General features: G+C 70.3%; 27 protein-coding genes and 1 tRNA gene. 19 read left to right on the top strand and 9 right to left on the bottom strand.

Features of this window, described 5'->3' with window-relative positions; translation table 11 throughout:
- The first annotated feature begins 105 nt into the window (after nucleotides 1-105).
- Nucleotides 106-1,251: a 4-hydroxyphenylpyruvate dioxygenase gene (gene hppD, locus ACIP63_RS06730; protein WP_401512046.1), complete on the top strand. Its 1,146-nt coding sequence runs from the start codon at nucleotides 106-108 to the stop codon at nucleotides 1,249-1,251.
- 56 nt (nucleotides 1,252-1,307) lie between these two features.
- Here the strand turns inward: hppD and ACIP63_RS06725 are convergent, their stop codons facing one another.
- The gene (locus ACIP63_RS06725; RefSeq protein ID WP_401512044.1) at nucleotides 1,308-2,990 is read right to left on the bottom strand and encodes a hypothetical protein; all 1,683 of its coding nucleotides are present in this window, start codon (nucleotides 2,988-2,990) and stop codon (nucleotides 1,308-1,310) included.
- Between the two features lie 97 nt (nucleotides 2,991-3,087).
- On the opposite strand from ACIP63_RS06725, the gene ACIP63_RS06720 reads away from it, so the two are divergent.
- A complete protein-coding gene (locus tag ACIP63_RS06720; protein ID WP_401512042.1) occupies nucleotides 3,088-4,455 on the top strand; it encodes an FAD-binding oxidoreductase in 1,368 nt (455 codons plus the stop codon).
- 19 nt (nucleotides 4,456-4,474) lie between these two features.
- On the opposite strand, the gene ACIP63_RS06715 is transcribed toward ACIP63_RS06720, so the two are convergent.
- Nucleotides 4,475-4,951, bottom strand: coding sequence for an SsgA family sporulation/cell division regulator (locus tag ACIP63_RS06715; RefSeq protein WP_401512040.1), 477 nt, complete (start codon nucleotides 4,949-4,951; stop codon nucleotides 4,475-4,477).
- A 217-nt stretch (nucleotides 4,952-5,168) separates the two neighbouring features.
- On the opposite strand from ACIP63_RS06715, the gene ACIP63_RS06710 reads away from it, so the two are divergent.
- The 3 genes from ACIP63_RS06710 to ACIP63_RS06700 all read left to right on the top strand — a co-directional run bounded on the left by ACIP63_RS06710 (nucleotide 5,169) and on the right by ACIP63_RS06700 (nucleotide 8,368).
- Nucleotides 5,169-6,719 (top strand): RDD family protein, encoded by a 1,551-nt coding sequence (locus tag ACIP63_RS06710; protein WP_401512038.1) that lies wholly within the window; start codon nucleotides 5,169-5,171, stop codon nucleotides 6,717-6,719.
- Between the two features lie 70 nt (nucleotides 6,720-6,789).
- Complete coding sequence (locus ACIP63_RS06705; protein ID WP_401512037.1) at nucleotides 6,790-7,596, top strand: GNAT family N-acetyltransferase; 807 nt, start codon at nucleotides 6,790-6,792, stop codon at nucleotides 7,594-7,596.
- Between the two features lie 112 nt (nucleotides 7,597-7,708).
- Nucleotides 7,709-8,368, top strand: coding sequence for an RDD family protein (locus tag ACIP63_RS06700; protein ID WP_401512035.1), 660 nt, complete (start codon nucleotides 7,709-7,711; stop codon nucleotides 8,366-8,368).
- Between the two features lie 6 nt (nucleotides 8,369-8,374).
- Here ACIP63_RS06700 and ACIP63_RS06695 read toward each other — a convergent pair whose 3' ends face one another.
- Nucleotides 8,375-8,665 (bottom strand): hypothetical protein, encoded by a 291-nt coding sequence (locus ACIP63_RS06695; protein ID WP_401512034.1) that lies wholly within the window; start codon nucleotides 8,663-8,665, stop codon nucleotides 8,375-8,377.
- Between the two features lie 381 nt (nucleotides 8,666-9,046).
- On the opposite strand from ACIP63_RS06695, the gene ACIP63_RS06690 reads away from it, so the two are divergent.
- Both ACIP63_RS06690 and ACIP63_RS06685 read left to right on the top strand, forming a co-directional pair.
- Nucleotides 9,047-11,446, top strand: a complete 2,400-nt coding sequence (locus tag ACIP63_RS06690) for an immune inhibitor A domain-containing protein (RefSeq protein WP_401512032.1) — start codon at nucleotides 9,047-9,049, stop codon at nucleotides 11,444-11,446.
- Nucleotides 11,447-11,568: 122 nt separating this feature from the next.
- Complete coding sequence (locus ACIP63_RS06685) at nucleotides 11,569-11,913, top strand: hypothetical protein (protein WP_401512030.1); 345 nt, start codon at nucleotides 11,569-11,571, stop codon at nucleotides 11,911-11,913.
- Nucleotides 11,914-11,946: 33 nt separating this feature from the next.
- Here ACIP63_RS06685 and ACIP63_RS06680 read toward each other — a convergent pair whose 3' ends face one another.
- Complete coding sequence (locus tag ACIP63_RS06680; RefSeq protein ID WP_362926948.1) at nucleotides 11,947-12,531, bottom strand: isochorismatase family protein; 585 nt, start codon at nucleotides 12,529-12,531, stop codon at nucleotides 11,947-11,949.
- Between the two features lie 235 nt (nucleotides 12,532-12,766).
- Nucleotides 12,767-14,095, bottom strand: coding sequence for a nicotinate phosphoribosyltransferase (locus tag ACIP63_RS06675; RefSeq protein ID WP_401512028.1), 1,329 nt, complete (start codon nucleotides 14,093-14,095; stop codon nucleotides 12,767-12,769).
- 88 nt (nucleotides 14,096-14,183) lie between these two features.
- On the opposite strand from ACIP63_RS06675, the gene clpS reads away from it, so the two are divergent.
- The 7 genes from clpS to ACIP63_RS06640 all read left to right on the top strand — a co-directional run bounded on the left by clpS (nucleotide 14,184) and on the right by ACIP63_RS06640 (nucleotide 18,982).
- Entirely contained in the window at nucleotides 14,184-14,492 is a 309-nt protein-coding gene (clpS, locus tag ACIP63_RS06670) for an ATP-dependent Clp protease adapter ClpS (protein ID WP_031100168.1), read from the top strand.
- 41 nt (nucleotides 14,493-14,533) lie between these two features.
- Complete coding sequence (locus ACIP63_RS06665; RefSeq protein WP_401512026.1) at nucleotides 14,534-15,121, top strand: DUF2017 domain-containing protein; 588 nt, start codon at nucleotides 14,534-14,536, stop codon at nucleotides 15,119-15,121.
- A 311-nt stretch (nucleotides 15,122-15,432) separates the two neighbouring features.
- A complete protein-coding gene (locus ACIP63_RS06660; protein WP_401512025.1) occupies nucleotides 15,433-16,863 on the top strand; it encodes an amino acid permease in 1,431 nt (476 codons plus the stop codon).
- 112 nt (nucleotides 16,864-16,975) lie between these two features.
- A complete protein-coding gene (locus ACIP63_RS06655; RefSeq protein WP_401512023.1) occupies nucleotides 16,976-17,410 on the top strand; it encodes a Mov34/MPN/PAD-1 family protein in 435 nt (144 codons plus the stop codon).
- A 118-nt stretch (nucleotides 17,411-17,528) separates the two neighbouring features.
- Nucleotides 17,529-17,642: a putative leader peptide gene (locus ACIP63_RS06650; RefSeq protein WP_401512021.1), complete on the top strand. Its 114-nt coding sequence runs from the start codon at nucleotides 17,529-17,531 to the stop codon at nucleotides 17,640-17,642.
- Nucleotides 17,643-17,753: 111 nt separating this feature from the next.
- On the top strand, nucleotides 17,754-18,032 hold the full coding sequence (locus ACIP63_RS06645) for a MoaD/ThiS family protein (protein ID WP_104786217.1): 279 nt from the start codon (nucleotides 17,754-17,756) through the stop codon (nucleotides 18,030-18,032).
- Nucleotides 18,032-18,982, top strand: coding sequence for a PLP-dependent cysteine synthase family protein (locus ACIP63_RS06640; protein WP_401512019.1), 951 nt, complete (start codon nucleotides 18,032-18,034; stop codon nucleotides 18,980-18,982). Before ACIP63_RS06645 ends, ACIP63_RS06640 begins: the two co-directional genes overlap by 1 nt.
- Nucleotides 18,983-19,064: 82 nt before the next feature.
- On the opposite strand, the gene ACIP63_RS06635 is transcribed toward ACIP63_RS06640, so the two are convergent.
- Nucleotides 19,065-19,535 (bottom strand): type II toxin-antitoxin system PemK/MazF family toxin, encoded by a 471-nt coding sequence (locus tag ACIP63_RS06635; protein WP_401512017.1) that lies wholly within the window; start codon nucleotides 19,533-19,535, stop codon nucleotides 19,065-19,067.
- Between the two features lie 172 nt (nucleotides 19,536-19,707).
- Here ACIP63_RS06635 and ACIP63_RS06630 point away from each other — a divergent pair, with 172 nt between their 5' ends.
- Nucleotides 19,708-20,460, top strand: a complete 753-nt coding sequence (locus tag ACIP63_RS06630; RefSeq protein ID WP_393766300.1) for an MBL fold metallo-hydrolase — start codon at nucleotides 19,708-19,710, stop codon at nucleotides 20,458-20,460.
- Between the two features lie 76 nt (nucleotides 20,461-20,536).
- Here the strand turns inward: ACIP63_RS06630 and ACIP63_RS06625 are convergent, their stop codons facing one another.
- Together ACIP63_RS06625 and ACIP63_RS06620 are read right to left on the bottom strand one after the other, a co-directional pair.
- Nucleotides 20,537-21,790 carry a PTS transporter subunit EIIC gene (locus tag ACIP63_RS06625; RefSeq protein ID WP_401512014.1) on the bottom strand — a complete coding sequence of 418 codons (1,254 nt, stop codon included), beginning with the start codon at nucleotides 21,788-21,790 and terminating at the stop codon, nucleotides 20,537-20,539.
- Nucleotides 21,791-22,038: 248 nt separating this feature from the next.
- A complete protein-coding gene (locus tag ACIP63_RS06620) occupies nucleotides 22,039-23,298 on the bottom strand; it encodes a PTS transporter subunit EIIC (protein ID WP_401512012.1) in 1,260 nt (419 codons plus the stop codon).
- A 221-nt stretch (nucleotides 23,299-23,519) separates the two neighbouring features.
- Between ACIP63_RS06620 and ACIP63_RS06615 the strand changes: the two genes are divergently transcribed.
- The 4 genes from ACIP63_RS06615 (at nucleotide 23,520) to rdgB (ending at nucleotide 25,740) form a co-directional block, all read left to right on the top strand.
- Nucleotides 23,520-23,753, top strand: coding sequence for a glucose PTS transporter subunit EIIB (locus tag ACIP63_RS06615; RefSeq protein ID WP_014156020.1), 234 nt, complete (start codon nucleotides 23,520-23,522; stop codon nucleotides 23,751-23,753).
- Nucleotides 23,754-23,879: 126 nt separating this feature from the next.
- Nucleotides 23,880-24,617 carry a ribonuclease PH gene (rph, locus tag ACIP63_RS06610; protein WP_401512010.1) on the top strand — a complete coding sequence of 246 codons (738 nt, stop codon included), beginning with the start codon at nucleotides 23,880-23,882 and terminating at the stop codon, nucleotides 24,615-24,617.
- 112 nt (nucleotides 24,618-24,729) lie between these two features.
- Nucleotides 24,730-25,116: a hypothetical protein gene (locus tag ACIP63_RS06605; protein ID WP_401512009.1), complete on the top strand. Its 387-nt coding sequence runs from the start codon at nucleotides 24,730-24,732 to the stop codon at nucleotides 25,114-25,116.
- A 21-nt stretch (nucleotides 25,117-25,137) separates the two neighbouring features.
- Nucleotides 25,138-25,740: an RdgB/HAM1 family non-canonical purine NTP pyrophosphatase gene (rdgB, locus tag ACIP63_RS06600; protein WP_401512007.1), complete on the top strand. Its 603-nt coding sequence runs from the start codon at nucleotides 25,138-25,140 to the stop codon at nucleotides 25,738-25,740.
- A 46-nt stretch (nucleotides 25,741-25,786) separates the two neighbouring features.
- Here rdgB and ACIP63_RS06595 read toward each other — a convergent pair.
- Nucleotides 25,787-25,870, bottom strand: a tRNA-Leu gene (locus tag ACIP63_RS06595).
- Nucleotides 25,871-25,905: the final 35 nt, after the last annotated feature.

Here is a 25,905-nt window from a genome sequence, read left to right as displayed (position 1 = left end):
TCAGCCTGCACGGACAGCCCGCCCATCCTCGCGTCCGGGTGTACAGATTGACCAGTGGATCCGCGAACTGTTGCGCACCTTGCGGAGCGGCGGGAACCTTCGGACATGACTGAGACTGTGCACACCACGCCCGACACCGCCCGGCAGGCCGATCCCTTCCCGGTCAAGGGAATGGACGCGGTGGTCTTCGCTGTGGGCAACGCCAAGCAGGCGGCGCACTACTACTCGACCGCCTTCGGCATGAAGCTCGTCGCCTACTCCGGACCGGAGAACGGCAGCCGCGAGACCGCGAGTTACGTCCTGACCAACGGCTCCGCCCGCTTCGTCCTCACCTCCGTCATCAAGGCGTCCACCGAATGGGGCACCTTCCTCGCCGACCATGTGCACGCCCACGGCGACGGGGTGGTCGACCTCGCCATCGAGGTTCCCGACGCCCGCGCGGCCTACGCGTACGCCGTCGAGCACGGCGCGCGGGGCATCACCGAGCCGCACGAGGTGAAGGACGAGCACGGCACGGTCGTCCTGGCCGCCATCGCGACGTACGGGAAGACCCGCCACACGCTGGTCGAGCGCGGCGGCTACGACGGGCCGTACCTCCCCGGCTACACGGCCGCGGACCCGATCGTCGAGCCGGCCGCCAAGAGGACCTTCCAGGCCATCGACCACTGCGTCGGCAACGTCGAGCTGGGCCGGATGAACGAGTGGGTGACCTTCTACAACAAGGTCATGGGCTTCACCAACATGAAGGAGTTCGTCGGCGACGACATCGCCACCGAGTACTCCGCCCTGATGTCGAAGGTCGTCGCCGACGGCACGCTGAAGGTCAAGTTCCCCATCAACGAGCCCGCGATCGCGAAGAAGAAGTCGCAGATCGACGAGTACCTGGAGTTCTACGGCGGCGCCGGCGTCCAGCACATCGCGCTCGCCACGAACGACATCGTCGCGTCCGTGAAGGCGATGCGGGCGGCCGGCGTGCAGTTCCTGGACACCCCGGACTCGTACTACGACACCCTGGGGGAGTGGGCGGGCGAGACCCGCGTGCCCGTGGAGACGCTGCGCGAGCTGAAGATCCTCGTCGACCGCGACGAGGACGGCTACCTGCTGCAGATCTTCACCAAGCCGGTCCAGGACCGCCCGACGGTCTTCTTCGAGATGATCGAGCGGCACGGCTCGATGGGCTTCGGCAAGGGCAACTTCAAGGCCCTGTTCGAGGCGATCGAGCGCGAGCAGGAGAAGCGCGGCAACCTGTAGCCCCAGCGCCGAAGGGGCCCTTCTCCCGCCGGGAGAAGGGCCCCTTCCGCATGCGGTTACGGGGTCGCGGCGGCGCCGGGCCTCGCCCTGGGAGCGGCCGAGGCCGAAGCCGACGGTGCGGGCTGCGGCCGGGCCGCCTCCCCGGCACCCTTGGCGGTCTCCTTGTCGGCCTCCTTGCCGGCCTCGGCCGAGGGCTCCGGGGAGGGCTCGGGCCGGGGCTCGTTCCCGGCACCCTCCGGCTTCCCGGGGTCCTGCGCGGGCTCCGCTCCGGGCGGCTGCACCGCCGCGGGGCCGCCCGCCGCCGGCTCACCCAGCGCGTCCAGGGCCTCCTGCGCCAGCGGGGCGGCCAGGGGTGAGAAGTACGGGTCCGTCCGGAGGGCCTCCTCCAGATGACCGCGGGCCGGGCCGTCCTGGCCGAGCGCACTCTCGATCATGCCCAGGTGGTAGGCGTACGTGGCGTCCCGCACGCCGGTCTCCACCGCCCGCTCCGCGTACTGCACCGCCTCCTCGCTCCGGCCCGCCCGGTGCAGCGACCAGGCCAGGGTGTCGGACACCGCCGCGCTGCGGCGCTGCGCCGCCCACTCGGTGCGCATCAGCTCCACCGCCGCCTCCGGGTCACCGTGGTCGGCCTCGAAGCGTGCCTCGGTCAGGGACTCGTCGACCCCGGCCGTTCGCGCCCGCGTGAGGAGGTCGCGGAGCTTCGCGTACTGGGTGCGCGCGTCGCCGTCCAGGTCCAGGGACTCGTACAGCTCCGCCAGTTCGAGCACGTACTCGGGGCGGGGGAGCTTCGTCGTCACGGTCCGGTAGTCCGCCAGCGCCTCGTCCGTGCGGTCCAGCGCCGCCAGGGCGCGGGCCCGGCCCGCGAGGGAGGCGAGGTGGCCGCGGTCGGTGCGCAGGGCGGCGTCGTACTGCGCGAGGGCCTCCGCCGGCTCCCCGCGCTCGCCGGCGAGGTCCCCGAGACGGTGCAGGGCCGCCGCCTTCGCGGCCGGCGTGGCGGCGTGGTCCGCCGCCTCCTGGGCGGTGGCCAGGGCGTCCTCGCGCCAGCCCTGGTTGCGGTACATGTCGGACGTCCTGGCCAGGGCGGGGGCGCCCTTGCGCAGGGTGCCGAACTTCTCCGTGGCCCTGGCCGCCGCCGCGTACTCGCCGAGGCCGGTGTAGGCGTCGATCAGCACCGGGTACGCCGCCCAGCCCTTCGGCTGCCGGGCGCGGACCGTCTCGCCCCACTTCTTCGCGGCGAGGAAGTCGTTACGGGCGTTGGCGAGCGTCCCGAGCCCCACCCAGGCCTGCACGTTCCCGCGTTCGCCCGGCTGCGCGGCCAGTGAGCGCTGGAGGGCCTGCTCGGCCCGGGTGTAGTACGCCGTGTCCGCGGACCGCCGGCCCCACTCCACGTACGCCGTGCCGAGCACCGCCCAGGACGGGGCGTCCGCGGGGTGCGTCTCCACCCACTTCTGCCGGTCGCCGATGAGGGCCGTCAGGTCGGACAGGGACGCCGGGGAACCCGCCGCCGCCGCGGCCTCGGCCCGCGCCACGGGCCCCGGCGTGGGCGGTGCGGCCACCTCGTCGTCACCCGGTACGGCGATCACCGCCCCGGCCACGAGCACGGCTCCCGCCACCGCGCCGAACGCGGCCCGGCGCAGCGTCGTGCGCATCGGCGCGGGGGGCGGTGGGACGGACGTCGCACCCTGGGGCGGCAGGGTGGAGGGGAGCGGCTCCGGGTTCTGCTGCGGCTTGGCATCCATGGCCATCACTCTGCGTCAGTACGAAGATCGCATCGCGCTCCGCGAAGGGTGCCGCAGACGGGTTCACACCATTGGCCCCGGGTGCCACGCTTGGATCATGGACCCTCTCCTCGAACGACTGCGCGCAGGTCTCCCCACCGAGGCGCTGATCACGGATCCGGACGTCACCGCCTCGTACGCCCACGACATGGCGAGCTTCTGCGAGGCGGGCGCCCCCGCCGTGGTGGTGCTGCCGCGCACGGTCGAGGAGGTCCAGCACGTCATGCGGACCGCCACCGCTCTGCGGGTCCCCGTCGTCCCCCAGGGCGCGAGGACCGGACTGTCGGGGGCGGCCAACGCCTCCGACGGCTGCATCGTGCTCTCCCTGGTGAAGATGGACCGGATCCTGGAGATCAGCCCCGTGGACCGGATCGCGGTCGTCGAGCCGGGCGTCGTCAACGCCGTGCTCTCCCGTGCCGTCGACGAGCACGGGCTGTACTACCCGCCGGATCCGTCGAGCTGGGAGATGTGCACGATCGGCGGCAACATCGGTACCGCGTCCGGCGGGCTGTGCTGCGTGAAGTACGGCGTCACCGCCGAATACGTCCTGGGCCTCGAAGTCGTCCTGGCCGACGGTCGGCTGCTGAACACCGGACGCCGCACCGCGAAGGGCGTCGCCGGATACGACCTCACCCGGCTCTTCGTCGGTTCCGAGGGCAGCCTCGGCATCGTCGTGAAGGCCGTCCTCGCGCTGCGGCCCCGGCCGCCGCAGCAGCTCGTGCTCGCCGCCGAGTTCCCCTCGGCGGCGGCGGCCTGCGACGCGGTGTGCCGGATCATGGAGCGGGGGCACACTCCGTCACTCCTCGAACTGATGGACCGTACGACTGTGCGTGCCGTCAACGCGATGGCCTCCATGGGCCTCCCCGAGACCACCGAGGCGCTGCTGCTCTGTGCCTTCGACACGCCCGACCCGGCGGCCGACCTGGCCGCCGTCGGGGAACTGTGCACAGCGGCCGGGGCCACCGAGGTCGTGCCCGCCGACGACGCGGCCGAGTCGGAACTCCTGCTCCAGGCCCGCAGGATGTCCCTCCCCGCCCTGGAGACCGTCAAGTCCGCCACGATGATCGACGACGTGTGCGTGCCGCGCTCGCGGCTCGGCGCGATGATCGAGGGCACCGCCGCCATCGCCGAGAAGTTCGGGCTCACCATCGGTGTCTGCGCCCACGCGGGCGACGGCAACACCCACCCCGTCGTCTGCTTCGACCACACCGACGCCGACGAGTCCCGCAGGGCCCGCGAGTCCTTCGACGAGATCATGGCGCTGGGCCTCGAACTGGGCGGCACCATCACCGGCGAACACGGGGTCGGCGTCCTGAAGAAGGAGTGGCTCGCCCGCGAACTGGGCGAGGTCGGGGTCGAGTTGCAGCGCGGTATCAAGGCCGCCTTCGACCCGCTCGGGCTGCTCAACCCCGGCAAGCTGTTCTGACGACCGCCCACGCCGCCGCTCAGGCCTCCCCGTCCTGCGGCTCGTCCTGGGACCAGGGGTCGCTCATCCACAGGTCGTCCGCCGGCAGCGGGGTGAGCAGCTCGGCGAGGGCTCCGTCCAGTCCGAGCAGCGCGCTCTCGGTCCCCGGCGGGACCACCCGCAGGGTGCGCTCCACCCACGCGGACACGGCGCCCGCCGGCACCTCCAGGAGGGCGTTGCCGTCGGGTGAGGTGAGCGCGACGCAGATGACGCCCCGGTCCTCGACCCTGGTCGGCCAGATCCGCACGTCCCCGTGCCCGCACGGCCGGAACACCCCCTCCACCAGCAGCTCGCGGGCGAACGTCCAGTGCACGGGCGACTCGGAGCCGATGTGGAAGGTGACGTGCACGGCGTACGGGTCGTCGGTGAAGTAGGACAGCCGCGCGGGTACGGGGACGGACCGCTCGGGCGACAGGACCAGCTTCACTTCCAGTTCGCGTTCCACGGCGTTCTGCATGAGGGTGCACGACCTTCCGATGCTCGTAGGGCCCGGTCCCGTGACCGGTCCGCACAAGGAGAGAGCGCCCTCACGGACGTCTATGACGCGACTTCCCAGAAAAACTTCCCTGGACCCTGAAAGTGGTCCAAACGACAGGACCGGCCCGGGGGTGCTCGGCGGTCTGATAGATGTGGACCCTTGTATTGAGGCCTCGAAGAGATACGGGACCACGGTGATGAGCGCCCCAACCCCGGCACCCGGTGACGAAAGCCCCCGCGAGGGGTACTACCCAGACCCGTCCATTCCCGGATACGTCCGGTACTGGAACGGCGCTTCGTGGGTCCCCGGCACCAGCCGGCCCGCGCCCCAGCAGGGCGGGACGACGCCGGCGGCGCCGCCCGCCCCGACGGCGGACGCACCCCCGCAGCGGCAGGCCCCGGTGGACGAGACCGGGCCGATGTACCTCGACGAGGCCGAAGCGCCGGACGCACCCGGCGGGGAGGCCGGGGCAGGCAGGGGTGAGGCGGACGTCGCCCCCGGCCGGCCCAGGCCCGCGACCGCCTGGCAGGCGGACACCTCCCGCCAGACCGGCTTCGGCGGCGAACGCGACCACCGCGTCTCCTGGGGCGGCCCGGACCCGCGTACGCCCGAGGCGCACACGCCCGGATCCGGGACGCCGACGCCGCCCGCCGCCCCCGCCCCTGTGACCCCGCCGGACGCGCCCGCCGACCGCGCACCCGCCTACCCCCGGCAGTCCGGCACCCCGGACCCGACGCGCGGCGCCCTGCCCGGCATGCGGGACGGCAACGACGAGGTGACCGACGGCACCGTCGCCATCCGCGTCGACCGGCCCGGCAGCGGCAGCGGCGACGCCGGCCGCCGCCCACCGACCGACGGCACGGTCACGATCCGTGCGGTGGGGTCCGGCAGCCGTCCCCCGCGGCCGCGCGAGGAGGGCCCCGCCCCCGCCGACGGCACGATGACGATCCGCGCCGTGCCGCCCGGCCCCACCCAGCAGCCACCCGCTCCCGCACCGTCGCCCACCCCGCCGCAGGCGCCCGCACCGGCCCCCGCCCCGCCGCAGGCGCAGGCGCCGCTGAACACACCCCTGACCCCGGGCCCCGGCGGCGGTTCCGCTTCCTGGGCGCAGCAGGTCCACCAGCTCGCCCAGCCCGAGCAGACGGCCCGTCCGCAGCAGCCGCGGCCCCAGCAGCAGAGCCCGGTGCCCGAGCAGCAGCAGCCCGTCGTGCCCTGGAAGCCCCCGGTCGAGGACCCGTTCCAGCAGCTCGTCCGCTCCCAGGCCTCGGCCAGGCCCGCCGGGCTCGGCAAGCGGCTGGCCGCCCGGATCATCGACACGGTCGTCCTCGGCCTGTTCGTCGGCGCGGCCGGCTTCCCGCTGGTCACTCAGGCGATGGACCACATCGACCGGAAGATCGACGCGGCGAAGCTCTCCGGAGAGACGGTCACCGTCTGGCTCCTGGACTCGACCACGGCCGGACTGTTCGGAGGGGTGCTCGCCGCGTTCCTGGTCCTCGGCTTCGTCCTGGAGGCCCTGCCCACCGCCAAGTGGGGCCGCACACTGGGCAAGAAGCTGTGCGGTCTCGAGGTGCGGGACATCGAGTCCCACGACGCCCCGACCCTGGGGGCCGCTCTGCGCCGCTGGCTGGTGTACGGGGTGCTGGGCCTGGTCGTCGTCGGGGTGCTCAACGTGCTCTGGTGCCTGATCGACCGCCCGTGGCGCCAGTGCTGGCACGACAAAGCGGCCCGTACGTTCGTCGCGGGCTGAGGGAGCCCCCGAGGGCTCCAGATCCCGCTCGTTCGCTCAGCCCTTCCTTCTACGCCCCTCAGGAGTCCTGGTGGAGGATCTCGCGGATGCCGTCGAGTCGCTGGAGCAGCTCGTCGTGGGCTGGCGTGAGCTGGTGCTCGACCGGGACGCGGCCGCGGACGTGCGCGACCTCCCAGGCATCGCCGTACGGTGGGCCGACTCCCGGTTCGCCTTCTGGAACTGCGTCACGCTGACCGACGTCGGCGCGGCCCCGGAGCTCGTTCGGCAACGGCTGAGGGAGGCGGCGGAGATCATGCGCGCCAAGGAGCGGCCCGGGTTCCTGTGGGTCTTCGAGGACCTCCTGACCGGCGAGGCGCGCGAGGCACTCGGGACGGCGGCCGCGGAGGCGGGCCTCGCACACGCCTTCCCCGGCACCGGTATGGCCGGCGATCTGCTGCCGCTTCCCGAACCGGCCCACCGCGACCTGACGTTCGTACGCGTGACCACCGGCGAACACCTGCGGGCCTACGCCGACCTCAACTCCCAGGCCTACGGCTTCCCCCTGGAGGACGGCCGCGACGGCCTCGTGGGCTCCATGATGTGGAGGGACCGGGTTCACGCCTACCTGGGCCTGCGGGACGGCGTGCCGGTGACGTGCGCGGCGACGGTGGAGGTCGCGGGCCGTCTCTTCGTCGTGCTTGTCGCCACGGACCCTGCGTGGGAGCGCAACGGCTACGGCGAAGCGGTGACGCGCAAGGCGCTGTACGAAGGAGGGCGGGCCACCGGCCTGACCCGTGCGACCCTGCACGCGACCCCGGCCGGCGCGCCCGTGTACCCCCGTATCGGATTCCAGCCGAACTCCCCGATGGCCTTCTACGCCCTGGAGAACCCGGGCTGACTCCCACGGGGCCACCGACCGGAAGCGGCCCGTACGCCCGTGTGCTGACGCCCCGTCCCCCGAAGGGACCTCAGCCGTTGCGGGCCTTCGCGGGCCGGGGTGCACTGCCCCCATGAGTAACGAACCACCGCCTCCGCCGCCGCCCGAGGACGACCCCTTCTCGAAGCGGCCGCCGCAGGGGCCTCCGCCCCCGTCGAGCGGTTCGCCCTACGACAGCGGGCCGCCTCCGCCCCCGCCGCCGCGCGACCCGTACGGCGGTGGCGGTCCCTACGGTGGCGCGGATCCGCTGGCCGGCATGCCGCCGCTCGCCGAACCGGGCAAGCGGATCCTGGCGCGGTTGATCGACTTCCTCATCATCTCGATCCCGCTGTACCTGATCTCGCTGCCCTTCGGCGGCGCGGTCGACGTGTCCTCGGACGACGGCAACGACGACTTCGGCAACGCCATCGGCAACACCTACACCGGTCATCAGCTGGTGTGGTCGCTGATCGGCCTGGTGGTCTACGTCGCGTACGACACGTACTTCACCCACAAGGACGGCCGGACGCTCGGCAAGCGGCTGCTGAAGATGCGCGTCGCGATGCTCAACGACGGCTCGGTCCCCGACACGAGCTCCTCGCTGATGCGGGCCGTCGTGCTCTGGCTGCCCGCGCTGCTGTGCTGCCCGTGTCTCTGGTGGCTCATCAACATCGTGCTGATGTTCACGGACAAGCCCTACCGGCAGGGCCTGCAGGACAAGGCGGGCAAGACCGTGGTCGTCACCGCGGCCTGAGTCTCCTCAGCGGTGCAGGGAGTGCTCCCCGATGTGCTCCCGCTGGGCGGCGGCGATCTCGATGTCCTCGATCGTGCGGTGTGTGCGGGCGGTGGTGGGCGGTGCCGTCGCCCGCCGGGCGGCCCTCGTGCGTGCGGGCAGGGCCAGGGCCACCAGCAGGCCCAGGACCAGCGCCACGGTGGAGACGGCGGCGACACCGATGCCCGACTCCGTGCGGAACAGCAACAGCAGGGCGAGGGCGGAGATGACGACGGTGGCCGAACCGTAGGAGAGCTGTGCGGCAGTCGGACGCGGCATGGCGGTATCCGTCCTCGGGGCGTCGGATAGGGAAGTCTCTCAACACGTTCGCACTGTCAATCGACTCTACGACGGTGGATGCCCGTGAGGAACGGGTAGTAAGCGTGACCTAACCCACGGTACCGGTGCACGGGGGGCGCACTGAGTCACACCGACGCCGGGACGGCCCCTCGGCGCGCCGGTCGGCTGCCCGGGTCCGCCTGGACCCACGTCCGGATACCGGAAAAGGGCTCCCGCATAGTGCACTTGGTATGTGCAAGTCAAGGTCTGTCTTTTCTCGCATAACTCCGATCGAATGTCGTCACTTGTGACGCGTTGAACGCGCGCGGCCCGATTTCACCCCCTGGCCGCGGACGCGAACGCCGGGGAGGACTGCATCAAGTGACCACTCAGAGACGGGCGCTACGCGCCACCGCCGTTGCCGTGTGCCTGGCCGCCACGGCCGCGACGGCATCCGCCTTCGCCACGGCGCAGGCGGACGACAGGACGTCAGGTTCGGGCGCTTCCATCGTGGACCGCCGCGATCCCGCGCCGGCCAAGGCGCACGAGCACGACCTGGAAGGCCCCTTCAGCAAGGAGCAGGACGCACAGCGTCAGGCCGCGCTGGAGCAGGTCCTGTCCGGCGACAAGAAGGTGACCTCCAAGGGCGGTTCCAAGGTCGTCAAGCTCGGCAAGAGCAAGTACGTCGAGCTCGGCCGCGAGAAGACCGACAAGATCTTCACCATCCTCGTGGAGTTCGGCGACCAGGTCGACGACACCACGATGTTCGACCCCGACGGCGAAGGCCCGAAGCCGCCCGTCAAGAAGTACGGCGGCACGCCCGGCCCGCTGCACAACGAGATAGCCGAGCCCGACCCGGCGAAGGACAACAGCACCGCCTGGCAGGCCGATTACGACCAGGCCCACTTCCAGGACCTCTACTTCGGTGAGGGCAAGGGCAAGGAATCGCTGAAGACGTACTACGAGAAGACGTCCTCCGGGCGTTACTCCGTCGACGGCGAGGTCTCGGACTGGGTCAAGGTCCCGTACAACGAGGCCCGTTACGGCTCCAACTACTGCGGCTCGACCAACTGCGCCAACGTCTGGGACACCGTCCGCGACGGCGTCAACGCCTGGGTGACCGACCAGAAGGCCAAGGGCCGCACCCTGGACGAGATCAAGGCCGACCTCGCGCGGTACGACGAGTGGGACCGTTACGACTTCGACGGTGACGGCAACTTCAACGAGCCCGACGGCTACATCGACCACTTCCAGCTGGTCCACGCCGGCGAGGACGAGTCCGCGGGCGGCGGCGCCGAGGGCACGAACGCCATCTGGGCGCACCGCTGGTACGCGTACGGCACCAACGCCGGTGCGACGGGCCCCGAGGGCAACAAGGCCGGTGGCGCCGAGATCGGTGACACGGGCATCTGGGTGGGCGACTACACCGCGCAGCCCGAGAACGGCGGCCTGGGCGTCTTCGCCCACGAGTACGCCCACGACCTCGGCCTCCCGGACCTGTACGACACCTCCGGCGGCGGCGAGAACTCGGTCGGCTTCTGGTCCCTGATGTCGGCGGGCTCCTGGCTCGGCACCGGCGACGGCGAGATAGGCAACCTCCCGGGCGACATGACCGCCTGGGACAAGCTCCAGCTCGGCTGGCTCGACTACGACACGGCGAAGGCCGCGACGAAGTCGACCCACAAGCTGGGGGTCTCGGAGTACAACACCAAGGACAAGCAGGCGCTCGTCGTCGAGCTGCCCGAGAAGGCCGTCACCACCACGGTCACGAAGCCCGCGGAGGGCTCCAAGCAGTGGTGGAGCGACATGGGTGACGACCTGTCGAACACCCTGACCCGCTCCGTCGACCTCACGGGCAAGACGTCCGCCTCGCTGGACCTGTCCGGCTGGTACGACATCGAGGCCGACTACGACTACCTCTACACCGAGGTGTCCGAGAACGGCGGCACCAGCTGGACCGCGCTCGACGGCACGGCCGACGGCAAGGCCATCCCGCGCGACGCCAGTGACAAGCCGGCCCTGACGGACGTCTCCGGCGCGTACAAGAAGCTCTCGTTCCCGCTGGACGCCTACGCGGGCAAGAAGATCGACCTCCGCTTCCGCTACCAGACGGACGGCGGCGCGGGCGGCAAGGGCTTCGCGGCCGACGCCATCACGGTCACCGCCGACGGCTCCGCGCTCTTCACCGACGGCGCCGAGGGCGACGACAACGGCTGGACGTCCAAGGGCTTCTCGCGCATCGGTGAGTCGTTCACCAACGACTACCCGCAGTACTACATCGCCGAGAACCGCCAGTACGTCTCGTACGACAAGACCCTCGAGGTCGGCCCGTACAACTTCGGCTTCTCCACCACCCGCCCCGACTGGGTCGAGCACTACGCGTACCAGAACGGTCTGATGGTCTGGCTCTGGGACACCTCCCAGAAGGACAACAACACCTCGGTCCACCCCGGCCAGGGTCTGATCCTGCCGGTGGACTCGCACGCCAAGCCGCTGAAGTGGACGAACGGCACGCTCCTGCGCAACAAGATCCAGCCCTTCGACGCGCCGTTCAGCTGGTACCCGAACAAGGGCTTCACGCTGCACAACGCGGACGTGCCGCTGAAGATCAAGCCGTCGCTGGGCGTCCCCGCCTTCGACGACCGCAAGGGCACCTACTGGTACGAGGAAAACCCGACAGGAAGTGTCAAGGTTACTGACACCAACACCCGGATCACCATCGTGAACGAGCCGCTCAGCGGCTCGACGATGACCGTGAAGGTCGGCCCCTCGGGCAAGTAGTCCGAAAAACACCTGGTCAAAGCGTGATCGGCCGTCGCCCTCTAGCGGGGCGGCGGCCGGCCGTGTTTAGGTGCGTCCTACCGATCCTTATTGACACGAAGTCTTACGGGGGAGCGCGAAGCATGGCAGGCGGAGGTTTCTGCAGGTTGCCCAACGGCACTGTGGTGGTGGCACTGACCCTGAACGGCCCGGCCGGGGGGCCCGGGCCGGGAGAGCCCGTGCGGGTGCTGGTGCACGCGGTGAACCGGGCGCGCGCCCTGACCAGGCTGCGCAACCTCGGACTGCGGGCCGTCTACCTCAGGGGCAACGCGCATCCGCCCACCCCGGACGAGATCACGGCGGTGCTGCACCACCCGGACGGGCTGCTCTGGCGCACGGCGCCGCAGACCGCCCAGGAGCTCTGGCACCCCATACGGGCGCTGCTGGGATCCTCCGGATACGCGGGACCGGCCCGCCCGGCGGCCTGAGCGCCGCCGGCCCGGTATCCGGGGCGGTCCGCGTCAGACGACCGGCTTGCCGGACAGCTCCACGCCGGCGGTCCGCAGCTCCGCCAGGGCCCGCTCCGTGGTCCCCTCGGCGACACCGGCGGTGAGGTCCAGCAGCACGTGCGTGGCGAAGCCCTCACGGGCCGCGTCCAGGGCGGTGGCCCGCACGCAGTGGTCCGTGGCGATGCCGACGACGTCGACCGCGGTCACGGACCTGTCCCGCAGCCACTGGGCGAGCCCCGTGCCGTTCTCGTCGACGCCCTCGAAGCCGCTGTACGCGGCGGCGTACGCACCCTTGTCGAAGACGGTGTCGATCGCGCCGGAGGCCACGGCGGGGGCGAAATTCGGGTGGAAGCCCACGCCCTCCGTGCCGGCGACGCAGTGGGGCGGCCAGGAGTGCTCGAAGTCGGGCGCGACGGAGAAGTGGTCCCCGGGGTCGATGTGGTGGTCACGGGTGGCCACGACATGGCTGTAGCCGGGCTGGGCCTCACCGATCAGGTCGGTGATGGCGGCGGCGACATCGGCGCCGCCCGCCACCGCGAGGCTGCCGCCCTCGCAGAAGTCGTTCTGAACGTCAACGACGATCAAGGCGCGATGCATGACGGTTGTCCTTCGGTGGGGGTTCCTGCGGGTTCCGCGGACCGGTGCGGTGGGGATGCCACCGAGCCTAGAGACTCGGCGCACCCTGCGGGAGGGGGCACACGCATCGGCTCTCCTTCCCCTGCGCGCCCGGCCGTGCGGGGCCGGTCCCGGAGGAACCCGTTCCGGCCGCGCCGGAGGCCTTCCGGCGGCCGGGGGCGCACGGGCGAGCAGATGTCACGTGTACCCCGGGGCCTCACACGTACTCCGTGGGCAGCACCGGCTCCCCCCGGGACAGCTGCATCGCCGACATCGGCAGCCCCGCCCGGGCCGCGATGTGACGCTCCCGCGCCGTCTCCAGCGGCTCCCGGCCGAGCACCTCGCCGCCCCTGACCAGCTCCACCTGGAGCTGCCGGTCCGCCAGCTCCGCCGGGACCTCTCCACTGCCGATCACCTCGGCCTCGGCCACCCCGGCCTCGTCCAGCCGGCGCGCGGCCCACTTGCGGCCGCCCCTCGACGACTTGGCGCCCAGCGACTTCTTCACCACCGGCAGCAGCGGATCGGCCGGATCGGCGGACCGCGCACGCGCCACCAGCTTGTAGACCATCGAGCACGTCGGGTGCCCGCTCCCGGTGACCAGTTGCGTGCCGACCCCGTAGGTGTCGACGGGCGCGGCGGCCAGCGAGGCGATCGCGTACTCGTCCAGGTCGGACGTCACCACGATCTTCGTCTCCGTGGCACCCAGCTCGTCCAGCTGCTGCCTGACCCGGTGCGCGACGAGCAGCAGGTCGCCCGAGTCGATCCGCACGGCCCCGAGCTCCGGCCCCGCGACCTCCACCGCCGTACGGACGGCCTCGGTCACGTCGTACGTGTCGACGAGCAGCGAGGTCCCCCGGCCCAGCGAGTCCACCTGCGCCTGGAAGGCGTCCCGCTCGCTGTCGTGCAGGAGCGTGAAGGCGTGCGCGCTCGTCCCGACGGTCGGGATGTTGTAGCGGAAGCCGGCCGCCAGGTCCGAGGTGGTGTGGAAGCCGCCGATGTACGCGGCGCGGGCCGAGGCCACCGCCGACAGCTCGTGCGTGCGCCGCGCGCCCATCTCGATGAGCCGGCGGCCCTGCGCGGCGGACGACATCCGGGACGCGGCGGCGGCGATCGCCGAGTCGTGGTTCAGGATCGACAGGATGACGGTCTCCAGGAGCACGCACTCCGCGAAGGACCCCTCGACCCGAAGGAGCGGCGAGCCCGGGAAGTAGACCTCGCCCTCCGGGTAGCCCCAGATGTCGCCGCTGAAGCGGTAGTCGGCCAGCCAGTCGACGGTGCGGGCGTCCACGACGTGCTGGTCGCGCAGGAAGGCGAGCATCTCGTCGTCGAAGTGGAAGTTCTCCACCGCGTCCAGCACCCGCCCGGTGCCCGCGACGACGCCGTAGCGCCGGCCCTCGGGCAGCCGGCGGGTGAAGGCCTCGAAGACGGAGCGCCGGTCCGCCGTGCCGGCCTTCAGTGCGGCCTGCACCATCGTGAGCTCGTACTGGTCGGTGAAGAGCGCGGTCGACGGCACACCGACCCGTCGCCCAAGGTCCGCTGAGTTCATGCCGGGGATGCTACTCCCTATTCGTCAAACTGACGAGATGGGGGCGCCGTTTGTGCGTGGGGCCCTCTCTGGTGGCAGCATGGGGTAGGTGAGCGTTGCTGCCCCCGTAGAGATCGAACGTCCCGAATCGGCCGAGGAGACCTTCGCCGTCCCTGAGCCCGATGTCCCCTGGGTGACGCTGGTGCACAACGACCCGGTCAACCTCATGAGCTATGTGACGTATGTCTTCCAGGCCTACTTCGGCTACTCGAAGGACAAGGCGCACAAGCTGATGCTCGACGTCCATCAGAAGGGCCGCGCGGTCGTCTCCAGCGGCAGCCGCGAGGAGATGGAGCGCGATGTCCAGGCCATGCACGGCTACGGGCTCTGGGCCACGCTGACCCAGGACCGCAACTGACCCGACCGCTGCCCTCCGTCCGACCCACCATCGGAGAATTCATGGCCGGCCAATTCCAGGCCACCCCAGGCGGCGGCGCGTCCGTCGCGCTCGACGAGGTCGAGGTCGCCATCCTGCGCTCCCTCGCCGTCCAGCTGCTCGAACTGATCGGCCCGGGCGACCAGCCCGTCGAGGGCGAGAACCCGCTCGCCGCCCTCTTCGCCGAGGGGCCCAGCGAACCGCCGGCCGACCCCGCCCTGGCCCGGCTCTTCCCCGAGGCGTACGGCGACGAGGACAAGGAACTGCGCGAGGCCTCCGCCGAGTTCCGCCGCTTCACCGAGAACGACCTGCGCACCCGCAAGCGCGAGGACGCCCTCGCCGTCGTACGGTCGCTCGACGCGCTCTCACCCGTGGGGGACGGCGGCGCGGTGCTCACCCTCACCCCCGACGAGTGCCACCACTGGCTGGGCTCCCTCAACGACCTCCGGCTCACCATCGGCACCCGCCTGGAGGTGTCCGACGAGGACGAGGGCCAGGACGGATCGCTCTACCGGCTCCCCGACAGCGATCCGCGCAAGCCGATGGTGATGGCGTATCTCTGGCTCGGTGCGCTACAGGAAACCCTCGTCGAAACGCTGATGCCCGACTGACCCCGGCCGGCCCGACGGGTTCGCTCAACGGATGCTCAAATCCGAATAACGATCCTGTCACCTGAATGGCTCTCTTTGCAGCGGCTGGAAACTCTTGTCCGCTTTTTCCTGTGGCGTGCGCCACATAATGACCGGTGGCCTCATCGGGTACCCGTGATAAATCTTCACGACCGCCCGGGGACGCCACCCCTGTCCCCGGGGGCGCTACGAGCCGGCCGAACGCCGGCGGCACTCCATCCATATCCGGGGGGATCAGGACCTGATCCGACGCCGACGACGGCGCGGATCGGCGTGGAGAAAGGCGCACCACCATGACATCGGCGCAGGTCGACAACGGACAGGCGGACGGCCCGAAGGCCGTCGACGCCCCGGCGGGCGAGGGCTACCAGCGTGGCCTGGGGGCCCGCCAGATCCAGATGATCGCCATCGGCGGAGCCATCGGCACGGGGCTCTTCCTCGGCGCGGGCAAAGCCATCGACAGAGCCGGCCCCAGCCTCATCCTGGCGTACGCCATCGCGGGCCTCGTCATCTTCTTCATCATGCGCGCCCTGGGCGAACTCCTCATGTACCGCCCGGTGTCGGGCTCCTTCTCGGAGTACGCGCGCGAATTCCTCGGCCCCTTCTTCGGATACGTCACCGGCTGGACGTACTGGCTCTTCTGGGTCGTCACCGGAATCACCGAAGTCACCGCCGCGGCCACCTATATGACGTACTGGTGGGATATCCCGCAATGGCTGTCCGCACTGGTGTTCACCATCATTCTGTACGGTGCCAACCTGATCTCCGTGAAGCTCTTCGGCGAGCTCGAGTTCTGGTTCTCGATGGTCAAGGTCACCGCGATCCTCGGCATGATCCTCATCTGCGCCGGAGTCCTCACGGTCGGCTTCTCCGACGCCGGTGACACCGCGACCGTCGCCAACCTGTGGAACGACGGCGGCTTCTTCCCCGAAGGCATCAGCGGCACGCTGATGACCCTCCAGATCGTGATGTTCGCCTTCCTCGCCGTCGAACTCGTGGGCGTCACCGCGGGCGAGTCCAAGGACCCGAAGACCGTCCTGCCCAAGGCCATCAACACCGTGCCGTGGCGCATCGCCGTCTTCTACGTCGGCGCGCTGATCATGATCCTCTCCGTGGTCCCCTGGAGCACCTTCGAGCCGGGCGTCTCGCCGTTCGTCGCCGCGTTCGAGGAGATGGGCCTCGGCATCGGCGCGGCGATCGTCAACTTCGTCGTACTCACCGCGGCGCTCTCCTCCTGCAACTCCGGCATGTACTCCACCGGGCGCATGCTGCGGGACCTCGCGCTCAACGGACAGGGCCCCAAGGCCTTCACCAAGCTGACGAAGAACGGCCTCCCGCTGGTCGGCACCACGTTCTCCGCCGCACTGATGCTCGTCGGCGTGTGGATCAACTACCAGTGGCCGGGCGACGCGTTCAACTACGTCGTCTCCTTCGCGACCATCTCCGGCATGTGGGCCTGGATCATGATCCTCATCTGCCAGATCCGCTACCGCGCCAAGGCCGACCGGGGCGAACTGCCCCAGTCCACCTTCAAGGCACCCGGAGCGCCGTTCAGCAGCTGGTTCGCCCTCGCCTTCATCGGCCTCGTCATCGTCATGATGGCCATCGACAAGGACGCCAGGATCTCGCTCTACTGCGCACCGGTGTGGGGCCTGATCCTCGGTGTCTCCTACCTGGTGCTCAAGGCCCGCAACCCCGAGAACACCGCCTTCGCCAAGCGCTGACCCGCCTCACGGCGCCTCCGGGACACCGGCCGCCCCAACGGCCGTGTCCGGCATCCGGGCCCTCCCGTACCACCCCTCGGTACGGGAGGGCCCGTCTGCTTATCCTGGCGCCATGCTGACCATCACCCGGACGCTCCACGACCAGATCGTCGCGCACGCCCGCGCGGACCACCCCGACGAAGCATGCGGAGTGGTCGCCGGCCCCGCCGGAGCCGGCCGCGCCGAACGCTTCATCCCCATGCTCAACGCCGCGCGCTCACCCACGTTCTACGAATTCGACTCCGCGGACCTGCTGAAGCTCTACCGCGAGATGGACGACCGCGACGAGGAGCCGGTGATCATCTACCACTCCCACACCGCGACCGAGGCCTACCCCTCCCGCACCGACGTCACCTACGCCAACGAGCCCGGCGCCCACTACGTGCTGGTCTCCACCGCGGACACCGACGACGCGGGCCCCTTCCAGTTCCGCTCGTACCGCATCGTGGACGGCGAGATCACCGAGGAAGACGTCGAGGTCGTCGACGCCTACCCCACCGCCGCGTGACGCCCCGGGGCCGCTCCGGCAGCGCCGGCCCCATCGAGAGTCCACATGGCGAACGCTCACCATCCACCATGTGGGATCACACTCCGGCCCGGGGGTGGGGAATCGATACGATGAGCGCATGGTTCCCCATGACGTGAGCGAAAAGGCCCCGGGCATGCTGCTCGTCGCGCGGCTGCACGTCGACCTGTGCAGGCTCTCCAGCGCGATCTGTCCGGCTGCCGCCTGCCCGTGAACCGCACGGCCTGAGCCGCGGTCCGAGCGCAATCACGTACGCACCACCCCAGCGCGGGGGCACAAACGCGCGCCCCACGCCACCTCCACGCTTTCGACAGGAGCCCACGCCATGGCCATCGAGGTCCGCATCCCGACCATCCTCCGCACCTACACCGACGGCGCCAAGGCGGTCGAAGGCAGCGGGGAGACCCTCGCCGACCTCCTCGCCGACCTGGAGACCCGCCACAACGGCATCCGTGAGCGCATCGTCGACGGCGACCAGCTGCGCCGCTTCGTGAACGTCTACCTCAACGACGAGGACGTCCGCTTCCTCGACGGCATCTCCACGAAGCTCGCCGACGGCGACAACGTCACCATCCTCCCGGCCGTCGCCGGCGGCATGCGCTGATGCGGTACGACTCCCCGCTGGCGGCCGTGGGCAACACGCCCCTCGTCCGCCTCCCCCGGCTGTCCCCGTCCGAGGACGTCCGTGTCTGGGCCAAGCTCGAGGACCGCAACCCCACCGGCTCGATCAAGGACCGCCCCGCGCTCCACATGGTCGAGCAGGCGGAGAAGGACGGCCGCCTGACACCCGGCTGCACGATCCTCGAGCCCACCAGCGGCAACACCGGCATCTCGCTCGCCATGGCGGCCAGGCTCAAGGGCTACCGCATCGTCTGCGTCATGCCGGAGAACACCTCGCAGGAGCGGCGCGACCTGCTCACCATGTGGGGTGCCGAGATCATCTCGTCCCCCGCCGCGGGCGGCTCCAACACCGCCGTACGCGTGGCCAAGGAGCTCTCCGCCGAGCACCCCGACTGGGTCATGCTCTACCAGTACGGCAACCCGGACAACGCCGGCGCCCACTACGCCACCACCGGCCCGGAGATCCTCACCGACCTCCCGTCCATCACGCACTTCGTGGCGGGCCTCGGCACCACCGGCACCCTCATGGGCGTCGGCCGCTACCTCCGGGAGAACAAGCCCGACGTCACCATCGTCGCCGCCGAACCGCGCTACGACGACCTCGTCTACGGCCTGCGCAATCTCGACGAGGGCTTCGTCCCCGAGCTCTACGACGCCTCCGTGCTCACCACCCGCTTCTCCGTCGGCTCGGCCGACGCCGTCACCCGCACCCGGGAGCTCCTCCAGCAGGAGGGCATCTTCGCGGGCGTCTCCACCGGCGCCGCACTCCACGCCGCCATCGGCGTCGGCCGCAAGGCCGTCAAGGCGGGAGAGTCCGCCGACATCGTCTTCGTCGTCGCGGACGGCGGCTGGAAATACCTGTCGACCGGCGTCTACACCGCCCCCACGACGGAAGCCGCCATCGAGACCCTGCACGGCCAGCTCTGGGCCTGAGGGACCATCGAGCCGCCCGGCACCGGCGGCCGCGCACCTTAGGAGGCGCGGGACGGAACCCCGTCCCGCGCCTCCCGCACGCTCACCCCAGCCCGCGCACCCGCCCCCACACCTCGCCGTCCAGCTCGCCCGCCTTCCGGCGGAACCCGGACACCGCCACATCCCGCAACTCGTCCGTCTCCAGGAAGCTCTGCCGCCCCCGCGCGTCCCCCACCGACCCCGGCGGCAGAGCGATCACACCCGGCCGCTCCTCATGATGCCTGCTGGTGATCTTGGCGACGACCGCCGTGCCGCCCCGCACCGACAGCACGAGACACGGCCGGTCCTTGGACCCGGGCCCGTCCTCGAACGGCACGTCCGCCCACCAGATCTCCCCGGGCCGGGGCAGACCGTGCGGGCGCCCCTTCTTCCGCTCCGGAGCCCGCCCCGGAGGCCGCGTCCGCCCACCCGGCCGCCGCGGCCCGCGCCCACCGCGCCCCCGCGCGTCGGAGACCGTCGCCACGAGCGCCAACAGGACAACGGCGACCAGCGCCACCCACCACCACGTGTTCATATCCCGACCGTACCGGCGCCCGGCGACACGCCGCCTTCCATCGAACCGGTGACAGCACAGGTGAGTTCCCCCACAACGGCAGGCCGTGGAGGAGCGACCACCGGTTTCGCGCCTTACGCTCGACGGACCGCACGAACCCTCCCCGTTCCCACGCCTCGGAGGTTCACGCTCCATGAAGCTCACCGTCGTCGGCTGCTCCGGCTCGTTCCCGTCCGCGGGTTCGGCATGCTCGAGCTACCTCGTAGAGGCCGACGGCTTCCGGCTGCTCCTCGACATGGGCAACGGCGCCCTGGGCGAGCTGCAGCGCCATGTGGGTCTCTACGACCTCGACGCCATCTTCCTCAGCCACCTCCATGCCGATCACTGCATCGACATGTGCGCGTACTTCGTCGTCCGCTACTACCGCTTCGACGGCGGACGCCCCGCCGCGATCCCCGTGTACGGCCCCGACGGCACCGAACAGCGGCTCACCACGGCCCACGCCGACACCCCGTCCGACCACGCGATGGGTGAGGTCTTCGACTTCCACACGCTGAAGTCCGGGTCGTTCGAGATCGGCCCCTTCTCGGTCCGTACGGAGAAGCTCCGCCACCCCGTCGACACCTTCGGCATCAGGGTCGAGCACAACGGACGCTCACTCACCTACTCCGGCGACACCGGCACCTGCGAGGCGCTGGCCGAACTCGCCGAGGGCGCCGATCTGTTCCTCTGCGAAGCATCGTTCATCCATGGCAAGGAGGACATCCCGGACCTCCACCTCAACGGCCGCGAAGCAGGCGAATACGCCGCCCGCGCCGGAGCGGGACGCCTCGTCCTCACCCACATCCCGCCGTGGACGGACGCCGAACGCAACCTCGCCGACGCACGCGAGGTCTACGACGGCCCGGTCGAGCTGGCGGTGCCGGGCGCGGTGTACGAGATCTAGGGCGCGGCCACGGCGACACGGCGAAGCCCCCATCTCCAGGGCAGAGACGGGGGCTTCGCCGAAGGGCGACCAGGGCTTACGCCTTGGTCAGGTCCTCGACCTCTTCCTCGGGCTCACGGCCCGGGGTGGTGAGGTTGAACTTGACGATCGCGAAGCGGAAGGTCACGTAGTAGATCACCGCGAAGACCAGACCGATCGGGATGATCATCCAGGGCTTGGTGGCGTGGGTCCAGTTCAGCGCGTAGTCGATGAACCCGGCCGAGAAGTTGAAGCCCGCGTGGACGCCCAGGCCCCAGGTGATGGCCATCGAGGCGGCGGTCAGCACCGCGTGCAGGACGTACAGGATCGGCGCGATGAACATGAACGAGAACTCGATCGGCTCGGTCACACCGGTGACGAACGAGGTCAGCGCGAGCGAGACCATCATGCCCATCACGGCCTTGCGGCGCTCGGGACGAGCGGTGTGGGCGATGGCAATCGCGGCGGCCGGCAGGCCGAACATCATGATCGGGAAGAAGCCGGACTGGAACATGCCCGCGGTCGGGTCACCGGCCAGGAAGCGCGGGATGTCACCGTGGATGACGTCGCCGGCGGCGTTGGTGAAGTCGCCGAGCTGGAACCAGGCCACCGTGTTCACGAACTGGTGCATGCCGATCGGGATCAGACCGCGGTTGATCAGGCCGAACAGAGCGGAACCGCCCGAGCCGAGGCCGGTCATCCACTCACCGAAGCTGCTGATGCCATCGCCGATGGGCTCCCACACCAAGCCGAAGAACACGCCGACGATCACGCCGACGAAGGCCATGATGATCGGCACGAGGCGGCGGCCGTTGAAGAAGCCGAGCCAGTCGACCAGCTTCTTGCGGTGGTACCGCTGCCAGAGGACTGCGGACAGCAGGCCCATGATGATGCCGCCGAGCACACCCGGGTCGTTGTAGGTCGCCGCGATGTCCGCGCCCTTCTGGACCACCGCTTCGCTGACCGGGAAGGCCTCGAGGACCTTGCTGTACACCAGGAAGCCGACAAGGGCGGCGAGGGCGGTGGAGCCGTCGGCCTTCTTCGCGAAGCCGATGGCGACACCTATGCAGAACAGGATCGGCAGGTTGCCGGTGATCGCGCTGCCCGCGTTGCCGAACACGGCGGCGACCTTGTCCCAGCCGAGACCGTCGGCGCCGAATACATCCGGCTGTCCCAGCCGCACCATGAGCCCCGCCGCAGGCAGGACGGCGATCGGCAGCTGGAGACTGCGCCCGACCTTCTGCAGGCCCTGGAACACGCCGGAGCCCCGCTTCTTCGCGGGAGCCGCCGCCGCAGCGGTGTCCGTACTCATGAACTTCCTCCGGTAGGCAAGGCGCCGCCGTGTGAAGGGTTCGGGGCGGCGACTTGAGGAACGCGGCGGGAACGCGCGCGTGGTCTGGACCACTCAGTGGTGTAGACCAGTTTTAGCACGGTGAGGGTTGGATAAGGAACCTGCAATTCCCTCCCATTTGCCGCGTAGTTCCACCGCCACCCTGGGTGACACGGCGAAGGCCCCCGGACCGTCAGGTCCGGGGGCCTCGCGGAGGAGCTGGGGGGCCTCTACTTCGTGAGGTCCTCCTCGATCTTGTCCTCCTCCTCCAAGGGCTCACGCCCTGGGGTCTGGAGGTTGAACTTGGTGATCGCGAACCGGAAGATCACATAATAGATCACCGCGAAACAGAGCCCGATCGGGATGATCAGCCACGGTTTCGTATCCAGGTGCCAGTTGACGACGTAGTCGATCAGCCCGGCCGAGAAGCTGAACCCCGCGTGCACACCGAACGCCCAGGTGACCCCCATCGAGACACCGGTCAGAATCGCGTGCACCCCGTACAGCAGCGGAGCGACGAAGAGGAACGAGAACTCCAACGGCTCCGTCACCCCGGTCACGAACGACGTCAGCGCCACCGACAGCATCAGGCCGGACACTTCTTTGCGCCGCTCCGGCCGGGCGCAGTGGGCGATGGCCAGCGCGGCGGCCGGGAGGCCGAACATCATGATCGGGAAGAACCCCGAGGTGAACTGCCCCGCCGACGGGTCCCCGGCGAAGAAGCGCGAGATGTCGCCCTGGACGGTGCCTCCGTCGTCCCCGGTGAACTCACCCGCCTGGAACCAGAAGAACGTGTTCAGGAACTGGTGCATGCCGATCGGGATCAGCAGCCGGTTGGCGAAACCGAAGATCGCCGCGCCCCAGGCGCCCAGGTCGATCAGCTGCTTGGCGAACCACGTCAGGGCGTCACCCACCGGCTGCCACAGCAGCCCGAACAGCACGCCCAGGATCACGCAGAGGAACGCCATCAGGATCGGTACAAGCCGGCGCCCGTTGAAGAAGCCGAGCCAGTCGACGAGCTTGGTGCGGTGGTAGCGCTGCCAGACCACGGCGGTCAGCAGCCCGATGAGGATGCCTCCCAGGACCCCGGGGTTCTGCGGCACTCCGTCCGGCGTCGCCTCCGTCACCGAGTCGTCCACCGGGAACGCCGCCAGGACTCCCCGGTAGACGAGGAAGCCGACGACCGCGGCGAGCGCCGTCGAGCCGTCGGCCTTCTTCGCGAAGCCGATCGCGACACCGATGCAGAAGAGCAGCGGCAGGCCCACCTCGCCGTCGAGGATCGCCGTCCCGCCGTTGAGGAGGACCTTCGCGAACTTGTCCCAGAAGGCGCCGTGCAGCGAGGAGTCGAAGAGATTGCCGAGGCTGACGAGGAGACCGGCCGCGGGCAGCACGGCCACCGGCAGCTGCAGGCTGCGGCCGACCTTCTGCAGGCCCTGGACCGGCCCGTTCCACCACTTCCGCTGCGGTTGCGTGGCCGCGTTCGGACTCATCGGCATCCTCCCGGAACGCGCAAGGTTTGGCGGGCGTTGCAAACTGGTGTAGACCAGTCGCGATACGGTGCGGAGCCCCGCCGGAAGGCAGGGCGCCGGTGATCGTCATCATTGGGGACTGCGCGGTTACCCGCCCGTGAAGTTGGGCCAACCGTGCGTTACCGTGACGAAACGGACCCACGGTGGGCCGCCGCACGCACGAACAGACCAGGGAGAAGGACATGGCCAGCAAGGCTGAGAAGATCGTCGCCGGGCTCGGCGGCATCGAGAACATCGACGAGATCGAAGGCTGCATCACCCGCCTCCGCACCGAGGTCCACGACCCCAGCAAGGTCGACGAAGCCGCGCTCAAGGCCGCCGGCGCCCACGGCGTCGTCAAGATGGGCACCGCGATCCAGGTCGTCATCGGCACCGACGCCGACCCCATCGCGGCCGACATCGAAGACATGATGTGACCGGCTGACCGGCCGGCCCACCCAGGTCCGCACACAGGCCCCGCTCCACCCGCCCCGACCGGCCCGGAGCGGGGCCTGCGGTGCACCCGAACGGACCCGGCCCCGGCAGCCGATAGGCTCGACGCCATGTCTCGTATCGACGGCCGCACCCCCGAACAGCTCCGCCCCGTCACCATCGAACGCGGATGGAGCAAGCACGCCGAAGGCTCCGTACTCATCTCCTTCGGTGACACCAAGGTCTTCTGCACCGCCTCCGTCACCGAAGGCGTCCCGCGCTGGCGCAAGGGCAGCGGCGAAGGCTGGGTCACCGCCGAGTACTCCATGCTGCCCCGCTCCACCAACACCCGCGGCGACCGCGAATCCGTACGCGGCAAGATCGGCGGCCGCACCCACGAGATCAGCCGGCTCATCGGGCGCTCACTGCGCGCCGTGATCGACTACAAGGCCCTCGGCGAGAACACCATCGTCCTCGACTGCGACGTCCTCCAGGCCGACGGCGGAACCCGCACCGCGGCCATCACCGGCGCGTACGTCGCCCTCGCCGACGCCATCGCCTGGGCCCAGGGCAAGAAGATCATCAAGCACGGCCGCAAGCCCCTCACCGGCACCGTCGCCGCGATCAGCGTCGGCATCGTCGACGGCGTCCCCCTCCTCGACCTCTGCTACGAGGAGGACGTCCGCGCCGAGACCGACATGAACGTCGTCTGCACCGGCGACGGCCGCTTCGTCGAGGTCCAGGGCACCGCCGAGGCCGAACCCTTCGACCGCGCCGAGCTCAACGCCCTCCTCGACCTCGCCACCGCCGGCTGCACCGACCTCGCCAAGCTCCAGGAAGAGGCACTCGCCCGCACCCTCGGCGAGTGAAGGCGGGTAAAGAAGCAACCAAATGCACAGCGCACGGCGTCGTGACGAGTACGGGCGCACGGGTCGAACCGTGCGTCCGTCCACGTATCCACCCCCGGGGAGGGACCGCACCATGGCCTCGCGCCGCCACCGCACCGCACTCGTCGTCACGACCACTCTGCTGACCCTCACCGCCGCCGTCGGCTGCGGCGCCGTCGACAAGGCGCTGGACTGCGTCCGCACCGCCGACGCCATCGCCACCAGCGTCGACAACCTCCAGCAGGCGATATCCAACGCCTCGAACGACCCGACGCAGGCCTCGGAAGCCCTGGACCAGATCGACAAGGAGCTCAAGGACCTCGGCGACACCACGGACAACGCCGACCTCGACAAGGCCGTCGACGACCTCCAGACCGGCGTCACCAACGTCCGCGACTCCATCGACAAGGGCGACGCCACCCCCGACATCACCCCCGTCACCGACGCGGCCACGGAGATCGGCAAGGTCTGCACCCCGTGACCGGACGGCGATAATCGACGCATGACGCGCCTGATCCTCGCCACCCGCAACGCCGGGAAAATCACCGAACTCCACGCGATCCTCGCCGACGCGGGCCTCACCCACGACCTCGTCGGCGCGGACGCGTACCCCGACATCCCCGACGTCAAGGAAACCGGCGTCACCTTCGCCGAGAACGCCCTCCTCAAGGCCCACGCCCTGGCCCAGGCCACCGGCCATCCCGCCATCGCCGACGACAGCGGCCTCTGCGTCGACGTGCTCGGCGGAGCCCCCGGCATCTTCTCGGCCCGCTGGTCCGGCGCCCACGGCAACGACGCGGCCAACCTGGACCTGCTCCTCGCCCAGCTCGGCGACATCTCCGACCCGCACCGCGGGGCCTACTTCGCCTGCGCCGCGGCCCTGGCCCTCCCCGACGGCACGGAACGCGTGGTCGAGGGCCGCCTCGAAGGCACCCTGCGCACCGCCCCCGCCGGCGGCTACGGCTTCGGCTACGACCCGATCCTCCAGCCGGACGGCGAGACCCGGACCTGCGCGGAGCTCACCCCGGAGGAGAAGAACGCGATCAGCCACCGGGGGAAGGCGTTTCGGGCGCTGGTGCCGGTGGTGCGGGAGCTGGTGGGCTGAAAGGTGAAGAGGGCCGTCCCGGTCGGGACGGCCCTCCTTCTTGGCGTGCGGCCGGTGGGATTCGAACCCACACAGGATTTCTCCCAGATGCCCCTAAAACACCCGCCGATACCAGTTTGGCTACGGCCGCGTAGCTCATCTCAGCTTACTGCCCTCTGCGGGGAG

The sequence above is a fragment of the Streptomyces sp. NPDC088746 genome (assembly GCF_044751065.1).
Taxonomy (GTDB): domain Bacteria; phylum Actinomycetota; class Actinomycetes; order Streptomycetales; family Streptomycetaceae; genus Streptomyces.
The sequence above is the reverse complement of the archived record's forward strand: the minus strand, read 5'-3'. Positions and strand labels throughout refer to the sequence as shown.

Coding starts and splice junctions, on each gene's coding strand:
- hppD (WP_401512046.1), top strand. CDS start 106: ATGACTGAGACTGTGCACACCACGCCCGACACCGCCCGGCAGGCCGAT.
- ACIP63_RS06725 (WP_401512044.1), bottom strand. CDS start 2,990: ATGGATGCCAAGCCGCAGCAGAACCCGGAGCCGCTCCCCTCCACCCTG.
- ACIP63_RS06720 (WP_401512042.1), top strand. CDS start 3,088: ATGGACCCTCTCCTCGAACGACTGCGCGCAGGTCTCCCCACCGAGGCG.
- ACIP63_RS06715 (WP_401512040.1), bottom strand. CDS start 4,951: ATGCAGAACGCCGTGGAACGCGAACTGGAAGTGAAGCTGGTCCTGTCG.
- ACIP63_RS06710 (WP_401512038.1), top strand. CDS start 5,169: ATGAGCGCCCCAACCCCGGCACCCGGTGACGAAAGCCCCCGCGAGGGG.
- ACIP63_RS06700 (WP_401512035.1), top strand. CDS start 7,709: ATGAGTAACGAACCACCGCCTCCGCCGCCGCCCGAGGACGACCCCTTC.
- ACIP63_RS06695 (WP_401512034.1), bottom strand. CDS start 8,665: ATGCCGCGTCCGACTGCCGCACAGCTCTCCTACGGTTCGGCCACCGTC.
- ACIP63_RS06685 (WP_401512030.1), top strand. CDS start 11,569: ATGGCAGGCGGAGGTTTCTGCAGGTTGCCCAACGGCACTGTGGTGGTG.
- ACIP63_RS06680 (WP_362926948.1), bottom strand. CDS start 12,531: ATGCATCGCGCCTTGATCGTCGTTGACGTTCAGAACGACTTCTGCGAG.
- ACIP63_RS06675 (WP_401512028.1), bottom strand. CDS start 14,095: ATGAACTCAGCGGACCTTGGGCGACGGGTCGGTGTGCCGTCGACCGCG.
- ACIP63_RS06665 (WP_401512026.1), top strand. CDS start 14,534: ATGGCCGGCCAATTCCAGGCCACCCCAGGCGGCGGCGCGTCCGTCGCG.
- ACIP63_RS06660 (WP_401512025.1), top strand. CDS start 15,433: ATGACATCGGCGCAGGTCGACAACGGACAGGCGGACGGCCCGAAGGCC.
- ACIP63_RS06655 (WP_401512023.1), top strand. CDS start 16,976: ATGCTGACCATCACCCGGACGCTCCACGACCAGATCGTCGCGCACGCC.
- ACIP63_RS06650 (WP_401512021.1), top strand. CDS start 17,529: ATGGTTCCCCATGACGTGAGCGAAAAGGCCCCGGGCATGCTGCTCGTC.
- ACIP63_RS06645 (WP_104786217.1), top strand. CDS start 17,754: ATGGCCATCGAGGTCCGCATCCCGACCATCCTCCGCACCTACACCGAC.
- ACIP63_RS06640 (WP_401512019.1), top strand. CDS start 18,032: ATGCGGTACGACTCCCCGCTGGCGGCCGTGGGCAACACGCCCCTCGTC.
- ACIP63_RS06635 (WP_401512017.1), bottom strand. CDS start 19,535: ATGAACACGTGGTGGTGGGTGGCGCTGGTCGCCGTTGTCCTGTTGGCG.
- ACIP63_RS06630 (WP_393766300.1), top strand. CDS start 19,708: ATGAAGCTCACCGTCGTCGGCTGCTCCGGCTCGTTCCCGTCCGCGGGT.
- ACIP63_RS06625 (WP_401512014.1), bottom strand. CDS start 21,790: ATGAGTACGGACACCGCTGCGGCGGCGGCTCCCGCGAAGAAGCGGGGC.
- ACIP63_RS06620 (WP_401512012.1), bottom strand. CDS start 23,298: ATGAGTCCGAACGCGGCCACGCAACCGCAGCGGAAGTGGTGGAACGGG.
- ACIP63_RS06615 (WP_014156020.1), top strand. CDS start 23,520: ATGGCCAGCAAGGCTGAGAAGATCGTCGCCGGGCTCGGCGGCATCGAG.
- rph (WP_401512010.1), top strand. CDS start 23,880: ATGTCTCGTATCGACGGCCGCACCCCCGAACAGCTCCGCCCCGTCACC.
- ACIP63_RS06605 (WP_401512009.1), top strand. CDS start 24,730: ATGGCCTCGCGCCGCCACCGCACCGCACTCGTCGTCACGACCACTCTG.
- rdgB (WP_401512007.1), top strand. CDS start 25,138: ATGACGCGCCTGATCCTCGCCACCCGCAACGCCGGGAAAATCACCGAA.